21 protein-coding genes are annotated in these 19,527 nt (G+C 67.4%); 13 read left to right on the forward strand and 8 right to left on the reverse strand.

The window, feature by feature from the left end; all coding sequences use genetic code 11:
- Nucleotides 1–172 precede the first annotated feature (172 nt).
- Genes prmC through hisS form a run of 3 tightly spaced genes read right to left on the reverse strand, consistent with a single transcriptional unit; the run spans nucleotide 173 to nucleotide 3,399 of the window.
- A complete protein-coding gene (gene prmC, locus C0V74_RS09670; RefSeq protein WP_143251595.1) occupies nucleotides 173–1,003 on the reverse strand; it encodes a peptide chain release factor N(5)-glutamine methyltransferase in 831 nt (276 codons plus the stop codon).
- 12 nt (nucleotides 1,004–1,015) lie between these two features.
- The gene (gene prfA, locus C0V74_RS09675) at nucleotides 1,016–2,086 is read right to left on the reverse strand and encodes a peptide chain release factor 1 (protein WP_143251596.1); all 1,071 of its coding nucleotides are present in this window, start codon (nucleotides 2,084–2,086) and stop codon (nucleotides 1,016–1,018) included.
- The gene (gene hisS / locus C0V74_RS09680; protein ID WP_143251597.1) at nucleotides 2,083–3,399 is read right to left on the reverse strand and encodes a histidine--tRNA ligase; all 1,317 of its coding nucleotides are present in this window, start codon (nucleotides 3,397–3,399) and stop codon (nucleotides 2,083–2,085) included. The genes prfA and hisS overlap by 4 nt, the downstream gene beginning before the upstream one ends.
- Before the next feature lie 96 nt (nucleotides 3,400–3,495).
- Between hisS and C0V74_RS09685 the strand changes: the two genes are divergently transcribed.
- Both C0V74_RS09685 and ppa read left to right on the forward strand, forming a co-directional pair.
- Nucleotides 3,496–5,433: a M61 family metallopeptidase gene (locus C0V74_RS09685; RefSeq protein WP_143251598.1), complete on the forward strand. Its 1,938-nt coding sequence runs from the start codon at nucleotides 3,496–3,498 to the stop codon at nucleotides 5,431–5,433.
- A 48-nt stretch (nucleotides 5,434–5,481) separates the two neighbouring features.
- Entirely contained in the window at nucleotides 5,482–6,033 is a 552-nt protein-coding gene (gene ppa / locus C0V74_RS09690; RefSeq protein ID WP_143251599.1) for an inorganic diphosphatase, read from the forward strand.
- Here ppa and C0V74_RS09695 read toward each other — a convergent pair whose 3' ends face one another.
- Nucleotides 6,034–7,377: a TldD/PmbA family protein gene (locus C0V74_RS09695; protein WP_143251600.1), complete on the reverse strand. Its 1,344-nt coding sequence runs from the start codon at nucleotides 7,375–7,377 to the stop codon at nucleotides 6,034–6,036.
- A gap of 70 nt (nucleotides 7,378–7,447) precedes the next feature.
- Complete coding sequence (locus tag C0V74_RS09700) at nucleotides 7,448–7,855, reverse strand: hypothetical protein (RefSeq protein ID WP_207912080.1); 408 nt, start codon at nucleotides 7,853–7,855, stop codon at nucleotides 7,448–7,450.
- A gap of 167 nt (nucleotides 7,856–8,022) precedes the next feature.
- Here C0V74_RS09700 and lptB point away from each other — a divergent pair, with 167 nt between their 5' ends.
- The 6 genes from lptB to C0V74_RS09730 all read left to right on the forward strand — a co-directional run bounded on the left by lptB (nucleotide 8,023) and on the right by C0V74_RS09730 (nucleotide 12,664).
- Nucleotides 8,023–8,820: an LPS export ABC transporter ATP-binding protein gene (lptB, locus tag C0V74_RS09705; protein ID WP_143251601.1), complete on the forward strand. Its 798-nt coding sequence runs from the start codon at nucleotides 8,023–8,025 to the stop codon at nucleotides 8,818–8,820.
- Between the two features lie 8 nt (nucleotides 8,821–8,828).
- Nucleotides 8,829–10,274, forward strand: a complete 1,446-nt coding sequence (rpoN, locus tag C0V74_RS09710; RefSeq protein WP_143251602.1) for an RNA polymerase factor sigma-54 — start codon at nucleotides 8,829–8,831, stop codon at nucleotides 10,272–10,274.
- Nucleotides 10,275–10,423: 149 nt separating this feature from the next.
- The gene (gene ctrA / locus C0V74_RS09715; RefSeq protein WP_131621329.1) at nucleotides 10,424–11,119 is read left to right on the forward strand and encodes a response regulator transcription factor CtrA; all 696 of its coding nucleotides are present in this window, start codon (nucleotides 10,424–10,426) and stop codon (nucleotides 11,117–11,119) included.
- Between the two features lie 140 nt (nucleotides 11,120–11,259).
- A complete protein-coding gene (locus C0V74_RS09720) occupies nucleotides 11,260–11,466 on the forward strand; it encodes a DUF2945 domain-containing protein (protein ID WP_131621331.1) in 207 nt (68 codons plus the stop codon).
- A 143-nt stretch (nucleotides 11,467–11,609) separates the two neighbouring features.
- On the forward strand, nucleotides 11,610–11,792 hold the full coding sequence (locus C0V74_RS13030; protein ID WP_210413404.1) for a hypothetical protein: 183 nt from the start codon (nucleotides 11,610–11,612) through the stop codon (nucleotides 11,790–11,792).
- Nucleotides 11,793–11,962: 170 nt separating this feature from the next.
- Nucleotides 11,963–12,664: a tRNA (guanine(46)-N(7))-methyltransferase TrmB gene (locus tag C0V74_RS09730; RefSeq protein WP_143251603.1), complete on the forward strand. Its 702-nt coding sequence runs from the start codon at nucleotides 11,963–11,965 to the stop codon at nucleotides 12,662–12,664.
- On the opposite strand, the gene C0V74_RS09735 is transcribed toward C0V74_RS09730, so the two are convergent.
- From C0V74_RS09735 to C0V74_RS09745, 3 genes are all read right to left on the reverse strand, one after another.
- The gene (locus tag C0V74_RS09735) at nucleotides 12,661–13,158 is read right to left on the reverse strand and encodes a prolyl-tRNA synthetase associated domain-containing protein (RefSeq protein ID WP_143251604.1); all 498 of its coding nucleotides are present in this window, start codon (nucleotides 13,156–13,158) and stop codon (nucleotides 12,661–12,663) included. The two genes, C0V74_RS09730 and C0V74_RS09735, sit on opposite strands and share 4 nt — an antisense overlap.
- Nucleotides 13,159–13,163: 5 nt before the next feature.
- On the reverse strand, nucleotides 13,164–13,538 hold the full coding sequence (locus C0V74_RS09740) for a VOC family protein (RefSeq protein ID WP_131621337.1): 375 nt from the start codon (nucleotides 13,536–13,538) through the stop codon (nucleotides 13,164–13,166).
- Nucleotides 13,539–13,625: 87 nt separating this feature from the next.
- Nucleotides 13,626–15,056 (reverse strand): NAD-dependent succinate-semialdehyde dehydrogenase, encoded by a 1,431-nt coding sequence (locus C0V74_RS09745; RefSeq protein ID WP_143251605.1) that lies wholly within the window; start codon nucleotides 15,054–15,056, stop codon nucleotides 13,626–13,628.
- A gap of 96 nt (nucleotides 15,057–15,152) precedes the next feature.
- Here C0V74_RS09745 and C0V74_RS09750 point away from each other — a divergent pair, with 96 nt between their 5' ends.
- The 5 genes from C0V74_RS09750 to C0V74_RS09770 all read left to right on the forward strand — a co-directional run bounded on the left by C0V74_RS09750 (nucleotide 15,153) and on the right by C0V74_RS09770 (nucleotide 19,513).
- A complete protein-coding gene (locus C0V74_RS09750) occupies nucleotides 15,153–15,521 on the forward strand; it encodes a hypothetical protein (protein WP_143251606.1) in 369 nt (122 codons plus the stop codon).
- Nucleotides 15,522–15,616: 95 nt separating this feature from the next.
- Nucleotides 15,617–16,036, forward strand: a complete 420-nt coding sequence (locus C0V74_RS09755; protein WP_143251607.1) for a hypothetical protein — start codon at nucleotides 15,617–15,619, stop codon at nucleotides 16,034–16,036.
- Between the two features lie 69 nt (nucleotides 16,037–16,105).
- Nucleotides 16,106–16,777 (forward strand): glutathione S-transferase family protein, encoded by a 672-nt coding sequence (locus C0V74_RS09760; protein WP_143251608.1) that lies wholly within the window; start codon nucleotides 16,106–16,108, stop codon nucleotides 16,775–16,777.
- 45 nt (nucleotides 16,778–16,822) lie between these two features.
- Entirely contained in the window at nucleotides 16,823–17,251 is a 429-nt protein-coding gene (gene msrB / locus C0V74_RS09765; protein ID WP_143251609.1) for a peptide-methionine (R)-S-oxide reductase MsrB, read from the forward strand.
- Between the two features lie 63 nt (nucleotides 17,252–17,314).
- Nucleotides 17,315–19,513 (forward strand): PBP1A family penicillin-binding protein, encoded by a 2,199-nt coding sequence (locus tag C0V74_RS09770; protein WP_143251610.1) that lies wholly within the window; start codon nucleotides 17,315–17,317, stop codon nucleotides 19,511–19,513.
- Nucleotides 19,514–19,527 lie beyond the last annotated feature (14 nt).

A 19,527-nucleotide genomic window follows, 5' to 3' on the forward strand; every position in this document is an offset into this window, starting at 1 on the left:
ATCGGTGCGCGGTGCCCTGCTTTGCCTTGTCCATCTTGTCTGGCCCACGGGCCGAACCCGAAAAGATCATGCAAATGTTGGAGCTGGGCCGCATACGGGTGGCGAACGCGCCGCAAACCGCTGGGCTTGGGGAAAGAGGTAGCTATCGCAGGCGCGTTTGCCAAGCCCAAACTCAGCCGCGGCGGAGGATAAGCGCGCGGGGCCGCCCGGCAAGGTCGCGGCGCAGTTCGGCGGTAAAGCCCGCCTCGCGCGCAATCGCGCTCACCGCGGCCGCTTGCGCGTGGCCGATCTCGACCACCGCCGCCCCGCCTGGTTCCAGCAGCGCGGGCAACTGCGGGATCAGCGTGCGATAGTCCGCCAGCCCATCCGGCCCGGCGAACAGCGCCCCGTGCGGTTCGTGATCGCGCACCGTCGCATCCAGCGCCGCATCATCTTCTACGTAAGGCGGATTGGCGATGACGAGGTCGAACCGGCCAAGCCCGGCGGACCAGCCGGCCCGCGACCAGTCGGCCTCGACCAGGCGCGCGCGCGCGGCCAGGTCCAGCACGGCGGCATTGCGGCGGGCGATCTCCAGCGCCTCGGCGGACCGGTCGATGCCGGTGCCGAGCGCCTGCGGAATTTCGGCCAGCAGGGTGAGCAACAGCGCGCCCGAGCCGGTCCCGCAGTCGAGCACCCGCCGCGCGGCCGGCCGCGCCTCCAGCGCCGCGACGACCGTGGTCTCGCTGTCGCCGCGCGGGATCAGCACTGCCGGAGAGACGGAAAAGGTCCGGCCGTAAAAGTCCTGGGTGCCGGTGATGTAGGCGACCGGCTCATGCCCCGCGCGCCGGTCGATCAACGCAGCGATGCCGGCCGGCGCCGGATCGCGCAGGTGGCGCAGCAACAGGTCGGTGCGCGAACAGCCGAGCGCGTGCGCCATCAGCAGTTCGGCATCGAGCCGGGCAGTGTCGGAGGTGGCGGCTAGGCGCTCCGCCGCCGCGCGGAGCGCCTCGCCCACGGTGGTCATGCGCCGCCCAGCCTATTCGCCGAGAGCGGCAAGCCGCTTGGCCTCGTCCTCGGCGGTGAGCGCGTCGACCAGTTCCGCAAGACCCGGCCCCGCGAGCACTTCGTCGAGCTTGTGCAGCGTCAGCCCGATGCGGTGATCGGTCACTCGGCCTTGCGGAAAGTTGTAGGTGCGGATGCGTTCGGACCGGTCGCCGCTGCCGACCATCGCCTTGCGCGCTTCGGCCTCGGCGCCCTGAGTCGCCTCGCGCTGCGCCTCGAACAGGCGGGCGCGCAGGACCTGCATGGCCTTGTCCTTGTTCTTGTGCTGGCTGCGGGCGTCCTGACAGGTGACCACGGTGTTGGTCGGCAGGTGCGTGATGCGCACCGCGCTGTCGGTGGTGTTAACGTGCTGGCCGCCGGCGCCGGACGCGCGGTAGACGTCGATCTTGAGGTCCTTGTCCTCGATCTGCACATCGACATCGTCCGGCTCGGGGAGGACGGCGACGGTCGCCGCGCTCGTGTGGATGCGCCCGCCGCTTTCGGTCACCGGCACGCGCTGGACGCGGTGCACGCCGCTTTCGAACTTGAGCTTGGCGAACACCCCGTTGCCGGCGACGTTGGCGACGATTTCCTTGAACCCGCCGATGTCGGACGCGTTCATGCTGACTGGCTCGACCCGCCAGCCCTGCTCCGCGGCGAAGCGTTCGTACATGCGGTAGAGATCCGCCGCGAACAGCGCGGCCTCGTCGCCCCCGGTGCCAGCGCGGATTTCCAGCATCGCAGGCTTCGCATCGGCGCTGTCGCGCGGAAGCATGGCGATCGACAGCGCCCGCTCGGCGGCAGGCAGGGCGGCGCGCAGGCGCTGTACCTCTTCTTCCGCCAGCGCGCGCATTTCTGGATCGCTGTCGTCGAGCGCTTCCAGTTCGGCGAGTTCGGCGCGCATCTGCAGCACCTCCTCGGCGGTGCGCGCCACGGGTTCCAGTTCCGCATAGTCGCGGCTGGCGGAGACGAACTCCGCGCCCTCCAGCGTGCCCGAACCAAGCCGCGCCTCGAGCTCGGAAAAGCGGTGCCGGATCTGGTTGAGCCGTTCGGCGGGGATAGTCATCCGAAATCAGGCTCGTCGGGGGGCGTGATCCCGTCACGCTCCAGGCCGCGCAGCCAGTCGGCGTTCTGCGCTTGCGCCACGGCGTCGCGCAAATCTGCGGGCCGCATGCGCACCTGTTCGCCGCCGTGGAGGTCGCGCACGGTGACTTCGCCTGCCAGCCGTTCATCCTCCCCGATCAGCACGGCGAGCAGCGCGCCGCCTTCGCTGGCACGGCTCATCCGCTTCTTGATCTTGCCGGTCGCGAATACTTCCACCGTGTTCCAGTGACCGCGCAAGTCGCGCGCGATCCGGTTCGCATCGGCGAGGCCATCGTCGTCGAGCGGGATGATCGCCACATCGAGCCGTTCCTGCGGACGCTCCCCCACCAGCATCGCCAGCCGCTCGATTCCCGCGGCCCAGCCGACCGCCGGGGTGTGCGGCCCGCCGAGGCTCTCGATGAGCCCGTCGTAGCGCCCGCCGCCGAGCACCGTCCCCTGCGCGCCCAGCCGATCGGTGACGAATTCGAAAGCGGTGTGGCGGTAATAGTCGAGCCCGCGCACCAGCGCCGGGTTGCGGGTCCACGCGACGCCGGCGGCGTCCAGCCCGGCGCATACTTTGGCGAAATAGTCCTGCGCTTCGCTGCTCAGGAAATCGTCGATCTTGGGAGCGTCGGCGACGAACGCCTGGTCGCGCGGGTCCTTGCTGTCGAGGATGCGCAAGGGGTTTTTGTCGAGCCGTTCCTGCGAATCCTCGCTCAGCTCCCCGCGCACTCCCGCGAAGTGATCGACCAGCGCCCCGCGCCACGCCTCGCGGCTGTCGCCATCGCCCAGCGTGTTGAGGTTGAGCGTCACCCCGTCGGATATGCCCAGTTCCTTCAGCAGCTGGTCGGCCATCGCCAGCAGCTCGACATCGGCCTGCGGCTCGGCGGCGCCGATGATCTCGGCGTCGAGCTGGTGGAACTGGCGGTAGCGGCCCTTCTGCGGGCGTTCATAGCGGAACAGCGGGCCGTGGGTGGCGACCTTCAGCGGCGCGTGCTGCTGCCATCCGTCGGTGATGAACGCGCGGGCGATGCCGGCGGTGAATTCCGGGCGCAGGGTCAGGCTCTCGCCGCCGCGATCCTCGAACGAATACATTTCTTTCGACACGATGTCGGTGGTCTCGCCGATCGAGCGGGCGAACACCTCGGTCCGTTCAAACACCGGCATCTCGATCCGGCGGAAGCGATAGAGCTTGCGCACCCGCTCGAACGTTTCGACCACGAACGCGAACGCTTCGGCCTCCGCGCCGAAGATGTCCTGGGTGCCGCGGATGGCTTGCGGGGTTTTCTGGCTCATTTCGCGGCGCGCACTAGCCTGTTCGTGTCTGCCGGGAAAGCCGCTCGTCGAGCAGCCGCTTGCGCCGCGTCCGCGCATCCGACACAGACTTGCCGCATGATCAACCGGTTCGCGCTCCCGCTCCTCGCCCTCGCTTTCACCATCCCCGTCGCAGCCCAGGACGCCAACCGGTCGATGCCGGTCGCGGTCCAGGTGGCGGACGGCACGCCGTTGCCGGTCGATACCGCCTGGCCCGGCGGGACGATCGACCTGGCGATCGACGCGACCGACACCCGCCGCGCGGTGTACCGGGTCATCCAGACGATCCCGCTCAGCCCCGGCACCCGCGAACTGACGCTGCTCTACCCCGAATGGCTCCCCGGCAACCATGCCGCGCGCGGGCCGATCAGCCTGCTGTCGGACATCCGCTTTACCGCCAATGGCAAGCCGGTCGCGTGGCGGCGCGACCCGCTCGACGTCTATGCCTTCAAGCTGGCACTGCCTGCCGGAGCGCGCAGCGTGGTGGCAAGCTTCGTCCACACCTCGCCTGTCACCGGGTCCGAAGGGCGGGTGACGATGACGCAGGAGATGCTCAACCTGCAGTGGGAGAAGATGAGCCTGTACCCCGCCGGCCATTACACCCGCCGGATCGCGGTGCGGCCCACGGTGACGGTGCCCGCCGGGTGGAGCGTGTTCACCGCGCTCGACGGGCAGAAGCGGTCCGGTGACAAGGTCACCTGGGCGGCGACCGATTACGAAACGCTGGTCGATTCGCCGATCTTCGCCGGCAAGCACGCGCAGTCCTGGCCGATCGGTGAGGACGTGCGGCTGGACGTGGTGGCGGACAAGCCCGCGCAGCTCGCCATCGCGCCGCAGAACCTCGCCACGTTCAACAAGCTGGTGATCGAGGCCGATGCGCTGTTCGGCGCGCGCCATTTCGACAAATACACGTTCCTGCTGGCGCTGACCGACCGGATGGGCGGCATCGGCCTGGAGCATCACCGCAGTTCCGAAAACCAGTACGAGCCGACCTCGTTCACCGACTGGGACGCGATGGACTGGGACCACAACGTCATTGCCCACGAACTGGTGCACAGCTGGAACGGCAAGTACCGCCGCCCGGCGGATCTGTGGACGCCCGACTACCGCACCCCGATGCAGGGATCGCTGCTGTGGCTGTACGAAGGGCAGACCCAGTTCTGGGGCAACGTGCTCGCCGCGCGTTCCGGCCTGCAGAAGAAAGAGACGATCCTGGGCCGGATGGCGCGCGATGCGGCGGTGTACAGCGAAGGGCAGCCGGGCCGCGCATGGCGCGATGTCGGCGACACCACCAACGATCCGATCATGGCCGCCCGCCGGCCGCACCCGTACAGTTCGCTGCAGCGGAGCGAAGACTACTACGTCGAAAGCTCGCTCGTCTGGCTCGAAGCGGACCAGATCATTCGCCAAGGCACCGGCGGGAGCAGGGGCCTCGATGATTTTGCACGGGCGTTCTTCGGGATGCGCGATGGAGACTGGGGCCAGCTGACCTACACGTTCGATGACGTGGTCACCGCGCTCAACGGCGTGCACCCATACGACTGGGCAGAGTTCCTGACGACCCGCCTGCTCACGCCCGGCCAGCCCACGCCCACCAGGGGCATTGAGATGGCAGGCTATCGGCTGGTCTGGCGCGATACCCCCAATCCGTTCGACAAGGGGGCGATGGATCACGGCAAGGGGCTGGAGCTGACCTATTCGCTGGGGTTCAACCTCGACAAGGACGGCACGGTCACCTCCACCCGGTGGGACGGCCCGGCGTTCAACGCCGGCATCGTCAACGGCGCCAAGATCGTCGCGGTCGGCGGCGAGGCGTACAGCGCGCAAGGCATGAAGGACGCGATCACCGCCGCCGCCCGGTCGAAGGCACCGATCGCGCTGCTGGTGAAGCGCGGCGATCTCTACGACACCATCACGCTCGATTACCGGGGCGGGCTGCGTTATCCCTGGCTCGAACCCGCCGCGCCGGGCGAGCAGCCGCTCGACCGGCTGCTGGCGGCGAAAGCCGCGAACTGAGGATCAACCTTGTTGCGGCGCACCATCAGCGCCGCTAGGGCGCGCGCCATGCAGATCGACAAGATTCCCGTGGGCGACAATCCGCCCGAAAGCCTCAACGTGATCATCGAGGTGCCCACCGGGGGCGAGCCGGTGAAATACGAATTCGACAAGGCGTCGGGCGCGCTGTTCGTCGATCGCATCCTGCACACGCCCATGCGCTATCCGGCGAACTACGGCTTCGTGCCGCATACCCTGTCGGATGACGGCGACCCGATCGACGCGCTGGTGATCAGCCGCAGCCCGTTCATTCCCGGCTGCGTCGTGCGCGCCCGGCCGATCGGCGTGCTCAACCTGGAAGACGAGCACGGCGGGGACGAGAAGCTCGTCTGCGTGCCGATCGACACGACCTTTCCGTATTATTCGGACGTGGCCGAACGGCAGGACCTGCCTTCGATCATCTTCCAGCAGATCGAACACTTTTTCACCCACTACAAGGATCTCGAGCACGAGAAGTGGGTGAGGGTGGGCAAGTGGGGCGATGCGGCCGACGCCCGCCGCGCGGTGGTGGACGCGATCGAACGGTACAAGCGGACGCCGATCGAGCCGTCCGCCACCTGATCAGGCGGCGGCGACCGTCATCCCGTCAATCCGCAGCGTCGGCGCGTTGATCGCGCGGTAGGTTTCGAGGTCGCTGGCCGCGCGCATCGACGCGAACATGTCGATCAGGTTGCCGGCGATCGTGAACCCGGCCACCGGCCCTTCGATCCGGCCATTGACGATGCGCCGGCCCGCGGCACCGCGGCTGTAATCCCCGGTCACGGGATTGATCCCCTGGCCGATCAGGTAATCGACCAGCACGCCGTCGGCGATGTCGGCGATCAACTCCTTCACCGTCTGGTCTCCGGCAAGCAGGTCGACGTTGCTGGGGCTCACCCCCGGCGTGCCGCCGCCCCCGCGAGAGGCGTGCCCGGTCAGGGGCAGGCCCAGTTGCGCCGCCGAGGCGACGTTGGTGAGCCAGCCGGTCACCCGCCCGTCTTCCACCAGTGCGTGCGGCGCGCAGGCGATGCCTTCGCCATCGAATGGGCGCGAGCGTAGTCCGCGCGGCCGCAGCGGGTCATCGACGATCCGGATGCCGTCCGGGAACAGGGTCTCCGTTTCCCGGCCGACCAGGAAACTGGCCCGCCGCGCGATCGAGGGCGCTGCCATCGCACCTAGCAGGTGGCCGACCAGCGAGGCCGATACCCGGGGGTCGAACACCACCGGCATCGCTCCGCTGGAAGGCGTGGCCGGAGCCAGCCGGGCGACCGCGCGCTCGCCCGCCAGGCGGCCCACCTCGGCGGGGTCCGGCAGGTCCGCCAGGTGGCGCGCGCTGCGTGCCGCGTAATCGCGCTGCATCCCGTCGCCTTCGCCGGCGATGACGCTGGCTGACAGCGCGTGGCTGGTCCCTTCGAACGCGGCGGCAAAGCCGGTGCTGGTCACCAGCACCGATCCGCCGCGCCCCACGCTCGCGCTGCCGCCTTCGCTGTTGCGCACCCCCGACACCGCGTGCGCCGCGTCCTCGACTGCGCGGGCCCGGTCGCGCAGCTCCTCGGCAGAGAGCTCGCTCGCGTCCGCGATGGCGAGGTCGGGAAAGGGGCCCCGCGCCACGGCCGCTTCGGGGGCGAGCGCGGCGAACGGATCTTCCGGCGCATGGCGGGCCATCGCCACCACCCGCTCGGCCAATTCCTTCAGTCCGGCGGGCGACAGGTCGCTGGTCGATACGCTGGCAGACCGCTGGCCGACGAACGCCCGCAAGCCCACTTGCGCGCTTTCCGACCGGTCGATGTCCTCCAGCACGCCCAGCCGGACGCTGACGCCGTGCGCCGACGAGGTGTGGCCGGTCGCGTCGGCGGCGTCGGCGCCGCAGCGGCGGGCGTGATCGATCAGCGCGCTGGCGGCGTCGAGCAGATGGGATGATTGCATGCAGGGGCAGCTAGGGTGCCGCAAACTCCGCGGCAAGTGGCGCCCCGCAACGGGCGCAAGAGAGCCGGTGCTAGAAGACCGAGGACAGCGTCTTGAACAGCGCGGTCAGTGCAAACGGCAGGCCGATGGCGACAATCCACAGCAGCGCCTGGTCGCGGCGATAGGCGCCCCGGTACCCCGGATCGGCGGCGGCTTCGTCCGAAATGCCCAGCCAGCGGCCTTCGAACGCGCGACAGGCGGGAATAATCGCCGCCACCAGCACGACCAGCGCGAGGTAGGGCATCATCGACGACGAGTCGGCACCGGACTTCAGCGCGTGGACGGTGACGAAGATCTGGAGGCCGGTGTAAACCAGCAGGGCATAGGCGACATTGTCGCTCATGCGTTTGCGCCAATCGAGGCGCTGCCGCCCGCTCTTGCGCAGACGGCCCGCATGCGTGGGATGCAGCGCTTCGCTGCGCTCGATCGCCTTGGGCATCGCCCTGTTCTCCCCAGTTCTCTCTCCGGCGGGAACTGTCTCAAATTCGTGGGCCAAGCGCAAGGGCGGTGTCCGCGCACGATTCGGCAAGCGTCCCGCCGCGAACCATGCACGAATCCTGCCAACCGGGCTTTTCACGCTTTCGTGTGGTGCTACATGCTGGGGCGATGACCATGCTTGCTACCGATCCTGCCCCGGCGCCTGCCCCGATACCGGCGGCCGATGCCACCGCGCCCCTGCCGAACGGCGGGCTGGAGGTGATCTCGATCGCCAAGAGCTATGACAAGCGCAGCGTGCTGAGCGATATCTCGCTCACGGTGGGCAAGGGCGAGGTGCTTGGCCTGCTGGGGCCGAACGGCGCGGGCAAGACGACCTGCTTCTATTCGATCATGGGCCTGGTCCGCCCCGATTCGGGCCGCATCCTGATGGATGGCGAGGACGTGACCCGGCTGCCGATGTACCGCCGCGCGATCCTGGGTCTCGGTTACCTGCCGCAGGAAACCAGCATCTTTCGCGGCATGACCGTGGAGCAGAACATCAACAGCGTGCTCGAGCTGGTGGAGCCCGACAAGGCGACCCGTGCGGCCGAGCTTGACCGGCTGCTCGACGAGTTCGGGCTCCAGCGACTGCGCACCAGCGCCGCGATGGCACTGTCGGGCGGTGAGCGGCGGCGGTGCGAGATCGCCCGGGCGCTGGCCGCCAAGCCGTCGATCATGCTGCTCGACGAACCCTTTGCCGGGATCGACCCGCTGTCGATCAGCGACATCCGCGACCTCGTGAAGGACCTGAAGACCCGCGGCATCGGCGTGCTCATCACCGACCACAACGTGCGCGAGACCCTCGAGATCGTCGACCGCGCCTGCATCATCTACGGCGGGCAGGTGCTGTTCGCCGGAACGCCCGAAGCGCTGGTGGCCGACGAGAACGTCCGCCGGCTCTATCTCGGCGAAAGCTTCACCCTGTAGGCCGATCGATGGCTCTGGGTCCCCGCCTCGACCTCAGGCAAAGCCAATCGCTGGTGATGACGCCGCAACTGCAGCAGGCGATCCGCCTGCTCGCGCTGTCGAACCTCGAGCTCGAAATGTTCATCGGCGAGACACTGGAGGCCAACCCGCTGCTCGAACTGGGCGAGGTGCGGCGCGACGACGCCCCGGAAGGCGAGGTTGAACCTCTTGTGCGCGAAGCTGGCGCCGACAGCGGCGACGGTGAGGCGGCGCTGGACCTTGATGAAAGCGCGCTCGACCGCGACCGCGACACCGGCGACGAGTGGAGCGCCGCTTCCTCCGGTAGCGGGGAAGAAGGGCCGGGGATCGACGAACGGGGTGCCACCGATGGACCGACGCTGGCGGAACACCTCCACGCCCAGGTCGGCGCCGCAGCGGGCGACGGGCGCGAGGAATTCGTCGCGCGGGCGATCATCGACCAGCTCGACGAAGCAGGCTATCTCACTGGCACGCTTGCAGAACTTGCCGACGCGCTGGGCGTCCCGCTGGCCGAGGCGGAGCGCGCGATGGCGGTGGTGCAATCGCTCGACCCCACCGGGGTGGGCGCCCGCACCCTGGCCGAATGCCTCGCGCTGCAGGCCCGCGAAGCCGACCGTTACGATCCGTGCATGGCCCGGCTGATCGACAATCTCGACCTGGTCGCCCGCGGCGACGTCGCCCGCCTGAAACGCATGTGCGAGGTCGATGACGAAGATTTCGCCGACATGCTCGCCGAACTGCGCGCCTACGATCCCCGGCCCGGGCTGCGGTTCGGCGGCGGCGGGGAGGCGGCGGTGGTGCCGGACATTCTGCTCCGCCCCGCCGGCGGCGGGTGGGACATCGCGTTGAACGAGGCGACCTTGCCGCGGCTGATCGTCAACCGGACGTATTATCTCCAGCTCAGGCAAGGCGGCGGCAAGGCGGCCGAGGCCTGGCTGAAGGAACAGCTGGGGGAAGCCAACTGGCTGCTCAAGGCGCTCGACCAGCGGGCACGGACTATCCTCAAGGTCGCCGCGGAAATCGTGAAGCGGCAGGAGGGGTTCTTCCGCCGCGGGGTGGCCGAACTAAGGCCGCTGACCCTGCGCGCGGTCGCCGAAGCGATCGATCTGCATGAAAGCACGGTCAGCCGGGTGACCAGCAACAAATACCTCGCCTGCCCGCGAGGGACGTTCGAGCTGAAGTACTTCTTCACCAGCGGCGTCGCATCTTCGGACGGGGAGGGTGGGGCAAGCGCGGAGGCGGTGAAGGCGGCGATTCGCGCGCTCATCGCGGCGGAGCACCCGAAAGCTATCCTGTCGGATGACACCCTGGTCGATCTGCTCAAGGACAAGGGCTTCGACCTCGCCCGCCGCACGGTCGCCAAATATCGCGAGGCGCTGGGGATCGGCTCGAGCGTCCAGCGGAGGCGGCAGAAGAAGCTGGCAGGCGTTGGATGACCCACTGAGTCCGACGGGCCACACCAGAAAGTGTTAATCCCCTTTACGCCTCGTTAACCTTTTTCCTTCAGATGTTTTGTGGTTAACCAAGGGCAACACCCGTTGACGGGGCGTTACCAGGGGCAGTGGGATTTCAGGGGGGACCGGCGATGCGCGTACTGCTGATCGAGGATGAGCCGACGACGGCACGGGCGATCGAGTTGATGCTCACGACCGAGGGATTCAACGTCTATCAGACCGACCTCGGGGAAGAGGGTTTGGACCTCGGCAAGCTGTATGATTACGACATCATCCTGCTCGACCTGAACCTGCCCGACATGCACGGGTACGACGTGCTCAAGAAACTGCGTGTCGCCAAGGTGCAGACACCGGTGCTGATCCTTTCGGGTATCGCCGAGATGGATTCCAAGATCCGCAGCTTCGGCTTTGGCGCGGACGATTACGTGACCAAGCCGTTCCACCGGGAAGAGCTGGTCGCCCGCATTCACGCCGTGGTGCGCCGGTCAAAGGGACACAGCCAGTCGGTCATCCGCACGGGCAAACTGGCGGTCAACCTCGATGCCAAGACCGTCGAAGTCGACGGCGCGCGGGTCCACCTGACGGGCAAGGAATACGCGATGCTGGAGCTGCTCAGCTTGCGCAAAGGCACCACGCTGACCAAGGAGATGTTCCTCAACCACCTGTACGGCGGGATGGACGAGCCCGAACTCAAGATCATTGACGTGTTCATCTGCAAGCTGCGCAAGAAGCTGAGCCACGCGTGCAGCGGCGAGAACTACATCGAGACCGTCTGGGGCCGCGGCTATGTGCTGCGCGACCCGCAGGACGAGGCGCAGGCCGCTTAAGCGCCGCCTTACGACCAGTTCCTTTTGGACGGGGAAGAGCCGCCCGGGTGCCGCCAAGGTCCCCGGGCGGTTTTCGTTCGCCCACCGGAACGGTGCGCAAGTCGCTCCGTTGCTCGGTAAGATGTGAAGGAACACGAGCGATGGCGAAGGAACTGAGCAAGGGCGACAAGGTCACCTGGAAAAGCCACGGCGGCACCGCGCACGGCAAGGTGGTGCGAAAGGCGACGTCTCCCACGACGATCAAGGGGCACAAGGTCGCCGCGTCGAAAGACAATCCCGAATACATCGTCGAGACCGATGAGGGGAAGCGTGCGGCGCATAAACCCGCGGCGCTCGACAAGGCCTGACCGGTGGCGGGAGAGCGGACCTTTACTCCGACCCAGCGGATGGCATCGGCAGCGAGGCGCGGTTTGCGCCTGCGCGAGAAATTCGGCCGCGGCGGTACCGAAGTGGGGGTCAACGCGCGCACCAGCTCGCCGACCGCCGCGACTTGAGCGAAGCTGACGTGAAATCGATGCACAGCTACTTCGCGCGCCATGCGGTCGACAAAGACACCGGTAGCCACAAGTGGAACTCGGACAGCGACCCGTCCGCCGGCTTCATCGCCTGGCTGTTATGGGGCGGGGACGCCGGGAAGAAGTGGGCCGACAGCAAGGCTGAAAAACTGAAATAAGCTGATCTTTCGGACGCGCCGTGGCTCCGCGCTGGATCGGTCGCGGCGCTGGGCAGCGCCGGGCACATCCCGGCGCAAGTCATGCAGATCCGGGCCAGCCTCGTGCACGGGGCTGGCTAGCGCCAATGGAGTCTGGACCGCCTGGTTCAAGTAAGGCTAGGCGCGCGGCGATGACCGCGAACAAACCCGGCGACCCGACCACGCTCAACCGCCTTTACGGCCGCAGCCAGGGTAAGACGTTGCGAGCCGGGCAGCAGGCGCTGGTCGATACCCTCCTGCCGCAGATCGCGGTGCCGGAGGAGGGGGAGGTCACCTCGGCGCGATTGTTCGGCGATGATCGCCCCCTGCATTTCGAGATCGGCTTCGGCGGCGGCGAGCACCTTGCCTATCGTGCCGACCTGCTGCCCGACCACGGCTTCATCGGCGCCGAACCGTTCGTCAACGGCGTTGCCCAGGCACTGGTACATGTACGCGACGGCGGCTTGGCCAACGTCCGCATCCAGCATGGGGACGCGCTGCAGGCGCTCGCGCGGGTGCCCGATGGGGCGCTGACGATGCTCTACCTGCTGCACCCCGATCCGTGGCCCAAGGCGCGCCACGCTAAGCGCCGGATGATGAACGACGGGCCAGTGCGGATGATGGCGGACAAGCTCAAGCCAGGGGGAGAACTGCGCTTCGGGACCGATCACGCGGTATACCTGCGCCACGCGTTGATGGTGATGCGCCGGTTCACCGACGTCTTCGAGTGGGTGGTCGACGGACGCGCAAACTGGGAAAATCGTCCGTCGGGCTGGCCCGAGACGCGGTACGAGCACAAGGCGCGCACCGTCTACAACCACGAGGTCTGGTACTTCCGCTTCCGGCGCCGCTAACCAGTCACCGGTATCGCAGCGATGACGGGGGTGTGCCCCCAGTGCCGCAGCAGCCGCAGGACATCGCTGCCCGACAGGCCAAGCGTGCCGGTGTTGCGCAGCGGATGGACGTTGATCCGCCCAGCCGCCGCGAGTCCCTCGTCCAGCACGACCGTGACGCTATCGGGCACGGCGTTGATCATCGCGAGGGGCGTCACGGATCCGGGCGTGATGCCGAGCAGGCTTTGCATGGCTTCGGGTTTGGCGAAGCTGACCCGCTTGCAGCCGATCGCTTGCGGCAGCGCCCTGAGATCGATCCGCGCTTCCGCCGGTACGGTCACCAGCCAGAATGCGCCTGCCGCGTCCTTCAGGAACAGGTTCTTGGTATGAGCGCCGGGGATGCCGGCATCGAGCGCGCGGCTTTCGGCGACGGTAAAGACCGCCGCGTGCTCATGCGCCGCATACGGAATGTGGAGCGCGGCGAGGTCCGCCAGCAAGCCGACCTCGCCGCTCACACACGCTACTGCTGGATGCGGTGCAGCGCGCACAGCTTGTTGCCGTCGGGATCGCGCAGGTAGGCAAGGTACATGCCCGAACCTTCGCGCTCGCCCGGCGGATCCTCGATCGCGGTGCCGCCTGCTTCGACGCCTGCCTTGTGCCAGGCATTGGCCTGTTCGGGAGTCATCGAGAACCCGACCGTGCAGCCGTTGCCCGCGGTCGCCGGCTGGCCGTCGATCGGCTGGGTGACCAGGAACGCGCTGTTGTTGTAGAGATACATCAGCCGGCCCTTGGGATCGACTATGCCTTCGCGTCCGCCGATTGCCTTGAAGGTCGCGTCGTAGAACTTCTTGGACCGCTCGATATCGTTCGAGCCGACCATCATGTGGCTGTACATCGTTTTCCTCCTCCGGTTGTCAGTTGCGCTTTGCTACCCGAACGCGCCGCAAGGGCAAGGTCGATCGTGGTGGTCAGCCCCGCGACCCTAGCCTTCGTGGACTGTCTTGGGCACCATGCAGGCGAGTACGCCCTCGCGTCCGTCCTCGCTGCCATAGCCGGACCACTTGACGCCGCCGAACGGCGCGTCGGCAGCCGAAACGCTGCCGGTATCGATCGCCAGCATGCCCGTTTCAATTTCCGCCGCCAGCCGCCGCCGCCGGGCCGGGTCCTTGGTCCAGGTATACGCTGCCAGGCCATAGGGGAGGCGATTGGCCTCGGCGATCATCGCGTCCTCTCCGGCCGCCGGATTGAGCAGCGCGATCGGGCCAAACGGCTCCTCGTTCATGATCGTCGCGTCCACCGGCACCTCGGCCAGCACCGTGGGCTGATGGAAGAACCCCTGGTTGCCGATCCGCTCACCGCCGGTCAGCACGTGCGCGCCACGGTCGCGGGCATCGCCGATCAGTTGTTCCATCCGCTCGAGTCCGCGGCTGGATGCCATCGGCCCCATGTCCGTATCCTTGGCAAACCCGTTCCCTACCTTGAGCGCCTCGGTTCGTTCGACGAAGCCGTCGCGGAACTGTTCGAACACCGGCTCCTCGATCAGGAAGCGCGTGGGGCTGACGCACACCTGCCCGGCGTTGCGGAACGCATTGGCGGCCATCGTGTCGAGCGCCCGGTCGATATCCGCGTCGGCGAACACCAGCACTGGTGCATGGCCGCCGAGCTCCATCGTCGCGACTTTCAGGTCGTCCGCCGCCAGCTTCGCCAGGTGCTTGCCGACCTGGGTGGAGCCGGTGAAGGTCACCTTGCGAATGATGGGGGAGCCCAGCAGGTGCGTGCTGACATCGTTGGGCACCCCGAACACGCACTGCACCGCATCGCCCGGTACGCCTGCGTCGATACATGCCTGCACCAGCGCCAGTCCCGCAGCGGGGGTTTCTTCCGACGGCTTGACGATGACCGAGCAACCGGCAGCCAACGCGCCGCCGATCTTGCGCATCACGTTGAGCGAGGGGAAGTTCCAGGCGGCAAACCCTGCGACCGGGCCCACCGGATGGTACTGCACCTCGACCCTCTGGCCGGCGGGGCGCACCAGCGTGCGGCCATAGACCCGCTTGATTTCCTGCGCGTAGAATTCGAGCAGCATGGCCGAATAGACGGTCTCGCCGATCGCTTCCTTCAGCGGCTTGCCCTGTTCGCGCGTCAACGCCTCCCCGATCGCGGCGGCGCGTTCGCGGATCAACGCGGCCGCCTTCAGCAGGATGGCGGTCCGCTGATCGGCGGACGTATCGCGCCAAGTGCGAAACCCCCGCTGCGCCGCCTCCAGCGCCCGGTCGAGGTCTGCGGCGGTCGCGTGCGGCACGCTGCCGATCATCTCTCCAGTGGCCGGATCGACGATGTCCTGGGTGTCGCGGCCTTCGCCCGACAGCGCCTCGCCGGCGATCAGCAGGTGGCAAGCGGGGTGGTCGGCCATGGGTCGGTTCTCCTTTGGCGGGCTCGATGACGCGGCGGGCAAGCGCCGTCAATGCGGACTGGCGCGGTTCAGGATCACCCGGTTAGAGGCTGCGGCATGACCCTTCGCCTGCTGCCGCTCGCTCTCCTCGCTGCCTCCCCGCTCGCGGCCCAGACTGTTCCAGATGCCGCGCCCGAACCTGCGCCGCTGTCCCTGCCCCAGGCAAGCGCGCTCAAGTGTTCGGCCGCTTTTGCGCTCGGCGCGGCGATGCAGACGCGCGGAGAAGGCGCACAGTGGCCGGCGCTGGGCGAGCGGGGACGCGAGTTTATGGTGCAAGCATCCGCCAGGATCATGGATGAGACCGGCTGGAGCCGTGACCTGGTGGCGATCCGGACACGGGAGCAGGCGACAGCGCTTGCGGCGCCCGGTGCACTGGATGCCGCCATGACCCCCTGCCTGTTGCTTCTCGACGCATCGGGGCTTTGACGCGACGGGCCGAGCGGTGTGTTCAGCGGCGGGCAAGTGGCCCAACTTTAGATTACTGCGCCGTCGTCTTGTCTTGAAAGGTGAAGCCCATGCGCATGATCGCTGCATCAGCACTGCTGGCCGCGCTTGTCGTCCCCGCCCCTGTTCTGGCGCAGGACCATACCGAAGAGGACGCCGCCCGGGTGGCCGACATGCTGCGGGACCCGGTGCTGCAACAAAGCGTGGCCCAGGGCATGGCCGCCGCGAGCGAGGCCTTGCTAGACGTGCCGCTGGCTCCGCTGGCGCGCGCCGTGGCCGAGGCTGCTGGGGATGACCCGCGCGATATCAATCCAAACCTGACATTGCGGCACGTCTCTCCAGATGCCGAGACCGTGCCGTCCGAGATCCACGACAAGCTGCCCCGCGCGATGGATGCGGTCGCGGGAATGGCGGGCGGCGTGTCGGCGATGATCCCGGCTTTGCGCGAGATGGCGGCTCGGATGCAGGACGCGGTCGACCAGGCCGGTATCCGCTGACGATTTCCCGCGGGTATTCTCCGTCGCCACGGTAGATTCCGCTGCCGGGGTGGTGCATGACCGGCGGCCATGTGGCGCCTCTATCAGTTTCCGCTCTGCCCGTTCAGCCGCAAGGTGCGCCTGCTCATGTCGGAGAAGCAGGTCGGTTACGAACTTTGGCGGGAAAACCCGTGGGATCCCTCCGATGGATTCTGGCGGCTCAATGCCGCCGGTCGCACCCCGGTGCTGGAGGATCAGGCGAAGGGGGTCGTGCTGGCCGACAGCCGGGCGATCTGCGAATACTTCGAGGAAACCGTCGACCGGTCAGCGATGATCAACGGCACCGCGACGAACCGGGCCGAAATCCGCCGGCTCGTCGCGCTGTTCGATGAAAACTTTTATGGCGATGTCACCGCGCCGCTGCTGCACGAACGGATGAAGAAGCGCATCGTCCTGCGTCAGCCGCCCGATTCCAAGGTGCTCCGCGAAGCGATGAAGCTGGCGCACGAGCATCTCGAATATATCGACTGGCTGGTGGATACGCGGGCGTGGCTGGCCGGTTCGACGATGAGCCTGGCAGATCTCGCCGCGGCGGCGCAGATCTCGGTCGCGGATTATCTTGGCGGGATCGACTGGACCGGGCACGAGCAGTCGCGGGGCTGGTACTCGGTGTTCAAGAGCCGGCCGAGTTTCCGCCCGCTGCTGACCGAGCGCATGGAGGTGATCCAGCCGCCGGTCCACTATGCGCAGGTCGACGGTTGAGCGGCTCGCGCGTGCACCCCATATGATCGTGAAGGAGACCTCCCGATGACGATCGATTTCAAGAACCTGTCCGCTGCCGAATGGCGTGAAAAGCTGAGCCCCGAGCAGTTTCACATCCTGCGCGAGAAAGGCACCGAGCGTGCCTTCACCGGCAAGTACGACAAGAACTATGGCGCCGGCGAATATCGCTGCGCCGGGTGCGGCGAAAAGCTGTTCGACAGCGATGGCAAGTATGACAGCGGCTGCGGCTGGCCCGCCTTCCACACCCCGGCCGAGGGTTCGGGGATCGAGGAGCACCGCGACCTCAGCCACGGGATGGTCCGAACCGAAGTGACCTGTGCCAAGTGCGACGGGCACCTGGGCCACGTGTTCCCCGACGGACCGCGCGACCACGGCGGGCTGCGCTATTGCATCAATTCAGCCTCCCTCGATTTCACCCCGCAGGACAGTGACGCCGGAGGCGGCGCGCAATAACCGTTCACGCCGGGTTCCATCTCGCCTATGCACCCTCGCGTGATGAGGGTGTCGGGACGATAGATGGCTCAGCGAGGAAGCCGGCGCGCCGCTGCGGAGACGCAGCGCAGGCGGCAATCGAGCAATCGGCCCGGCAAGAGGGCCACTGAGCGGTCCGGCTGGCGCCTGTGGCTGCGCCGCGGCGTCATCTGGGGCGGCGCGGCCGCGCTGCTCGGCGCGCTGTTCCTTGGCCTGGCAGTGCTGTTCGCCGCGCGCTCGCTGCCGACTTATTCCGCTCTCAAGGCGACGCAGCCCGGGCAGACCATCGTCGTACGCGCACGCGACGGAACCGAGATCGTCGAGCTGGGGCCGAGTTATGGCAAGTGGCTCGATAGCAGCCAGATACCGCAGGTGATGAAAGATGCGATGATCTCGGTCGAGGATCGGCGGTATTTCTCGCATCCTGGGGTCGATGCGATCGGCCTGGCACGCGCGGTTTATGTCTGGCTCAGCGGCGAAAAGCGCCTTCAGGCGACGTCGACGATCACGCAGCAGCTCGCGCGCAACCTGTTTCTCAATTCCAATCGTTCGTTCGACCGCAAGCTGCGCGAGGCGATCCTGGCGATGGCGCTGGAGACCAAGTTCTCCAAGCAGCAGATTCTCGAGCTGTACCTCAACAAGGTCTATTTCGGCGGTGGCGCTTACGGGGTGGACTCGGCCAGCCGCAAGTTCTTCAGCCATGACGCGACCGAGCTGTCGACGGCGGAAGCAGCGATCATCGCCGGGCTGGTCAAGGCGCCAAGCCGGTTTTCGCCCACCGCCGACGTCGACGCCGCGGTGGGGCGGGCGAACGTGGTGCTCGGCCTGATGCGGGAACAGGGCCGCATCTCCGCGAGCGAGGCCGCGGTCGATCCCAGCGCGGTGAAACTGAAGAAGGACGAAAGCCAGAACTCGGTTCGGTACTTTACCGACTGGGCGCTGCCCCAGCTCGACATCCTGCTGCCGGAAACGTTCGAGCCGATCGAGGTCTGGACGACGCTCGATACGGGCATGCAGCAAGCGGCGGCGACCGCGATCAAGTCCAACGTGCCAAGCGGCGCGCAAGGAGCGCTGGTCAGCATCGACCGTGACGGCGCAATCCTGGCGATGGTCGGCGGGACCGATTACGTGGCGACCAACTACAATCGCGCGACCGAAGCTTTGCGGCAGCCGGGTTCGGCGTGGAAGCTGTTCGTATACCTTGCCGCGCTGGAGGCGGGGTACACGCCCGAAGACACCGTCAAGGATGTGCCGGTGACGATCGACGGGTGGAGTCCGAGGAATTCCGGCGGCAGCTACGCGGGTGAGATCAACGTTCGTACCGCGTTCGCCTATTCCAAGAACACCGTTGCCGCACAGCTCGGGAACGAAGTCGGCTTCGGCACCGTGGCGTCGATGGCGCGCCGGTTTGGCATCTCGACACCCATTTCGACTTTTCCCGCCATGGTTCTGGGATCGAGCGAGACACGGGTGATCGACATGACCCGCGCATTTGCGGCGGTGTCGGCAGGCGGCAACAGCGTCGAACCGTTCGGCATCGTGAAGGTTACCACCACGGGCGGCGAAGTGCTTTACCGGCACGAGGCGAAGAACTCGACCAGGCTGGTGCCGGACTACGTCGCGGCCGGCATGACTGACCTGCTGCAGACGGCGGTCAGCACCGGCACTGGGCGCTCCGCGCAGATTGGACGTCCCGTCGCAGGCAAGACCGGCACCACCAGCTCCAACAAGGATGGTTGGTTCCTGGGCTTTTCGAGCGGGATCACCACCGGCGTGTGGATGGGCCGCGACGATGCCAAGGCGGTTGGCGGTTTGCAGGGCGGCACGGCCCCCGCGCGCGCGTTCGCGGCGTACATGAAGTACGCGGTGCGCGATCGGCCGATCGAGCAGTTCAACACTGAACTGAAGTTGCCGGAGTGGCAGCTCGAGCCGGACGACGAGCAGATGTACGGGGACCCCGACGACTACTATTACATCGACGAGGGTGGCAATCTGATTGAGCCGCAAAGGCCGGCATCGGGCGCGCCCGGACAAGGTCAGGATCCTTTCCCGGCCAATGGTGAGCAAGGTGGGCCGGGACCGGCGTTGCCGCCGGCACGTCGCCCGCAGCCCAGCGACGAAGGCACGCAGGCGGCAAGCGACGATTTCCTGAACAGCGCGACGGGGGGCAGTGGCGCGCCACCGCCGCCCCGGATCAGAGTTCCGGCACCCCAGCCCACCGCCAGCCAACGCCCGCCGTTCTAATGAAAGGCCCCGCC

The organism is Altererythrobacter sp. TH136 (genome assembly GCF_007065885.1).
GTDB lineage: Bacteria > Pseudomonadota > Alphaproteobacteria > Sphingomonadales > Sphingomonadaceae > Tsuneonella.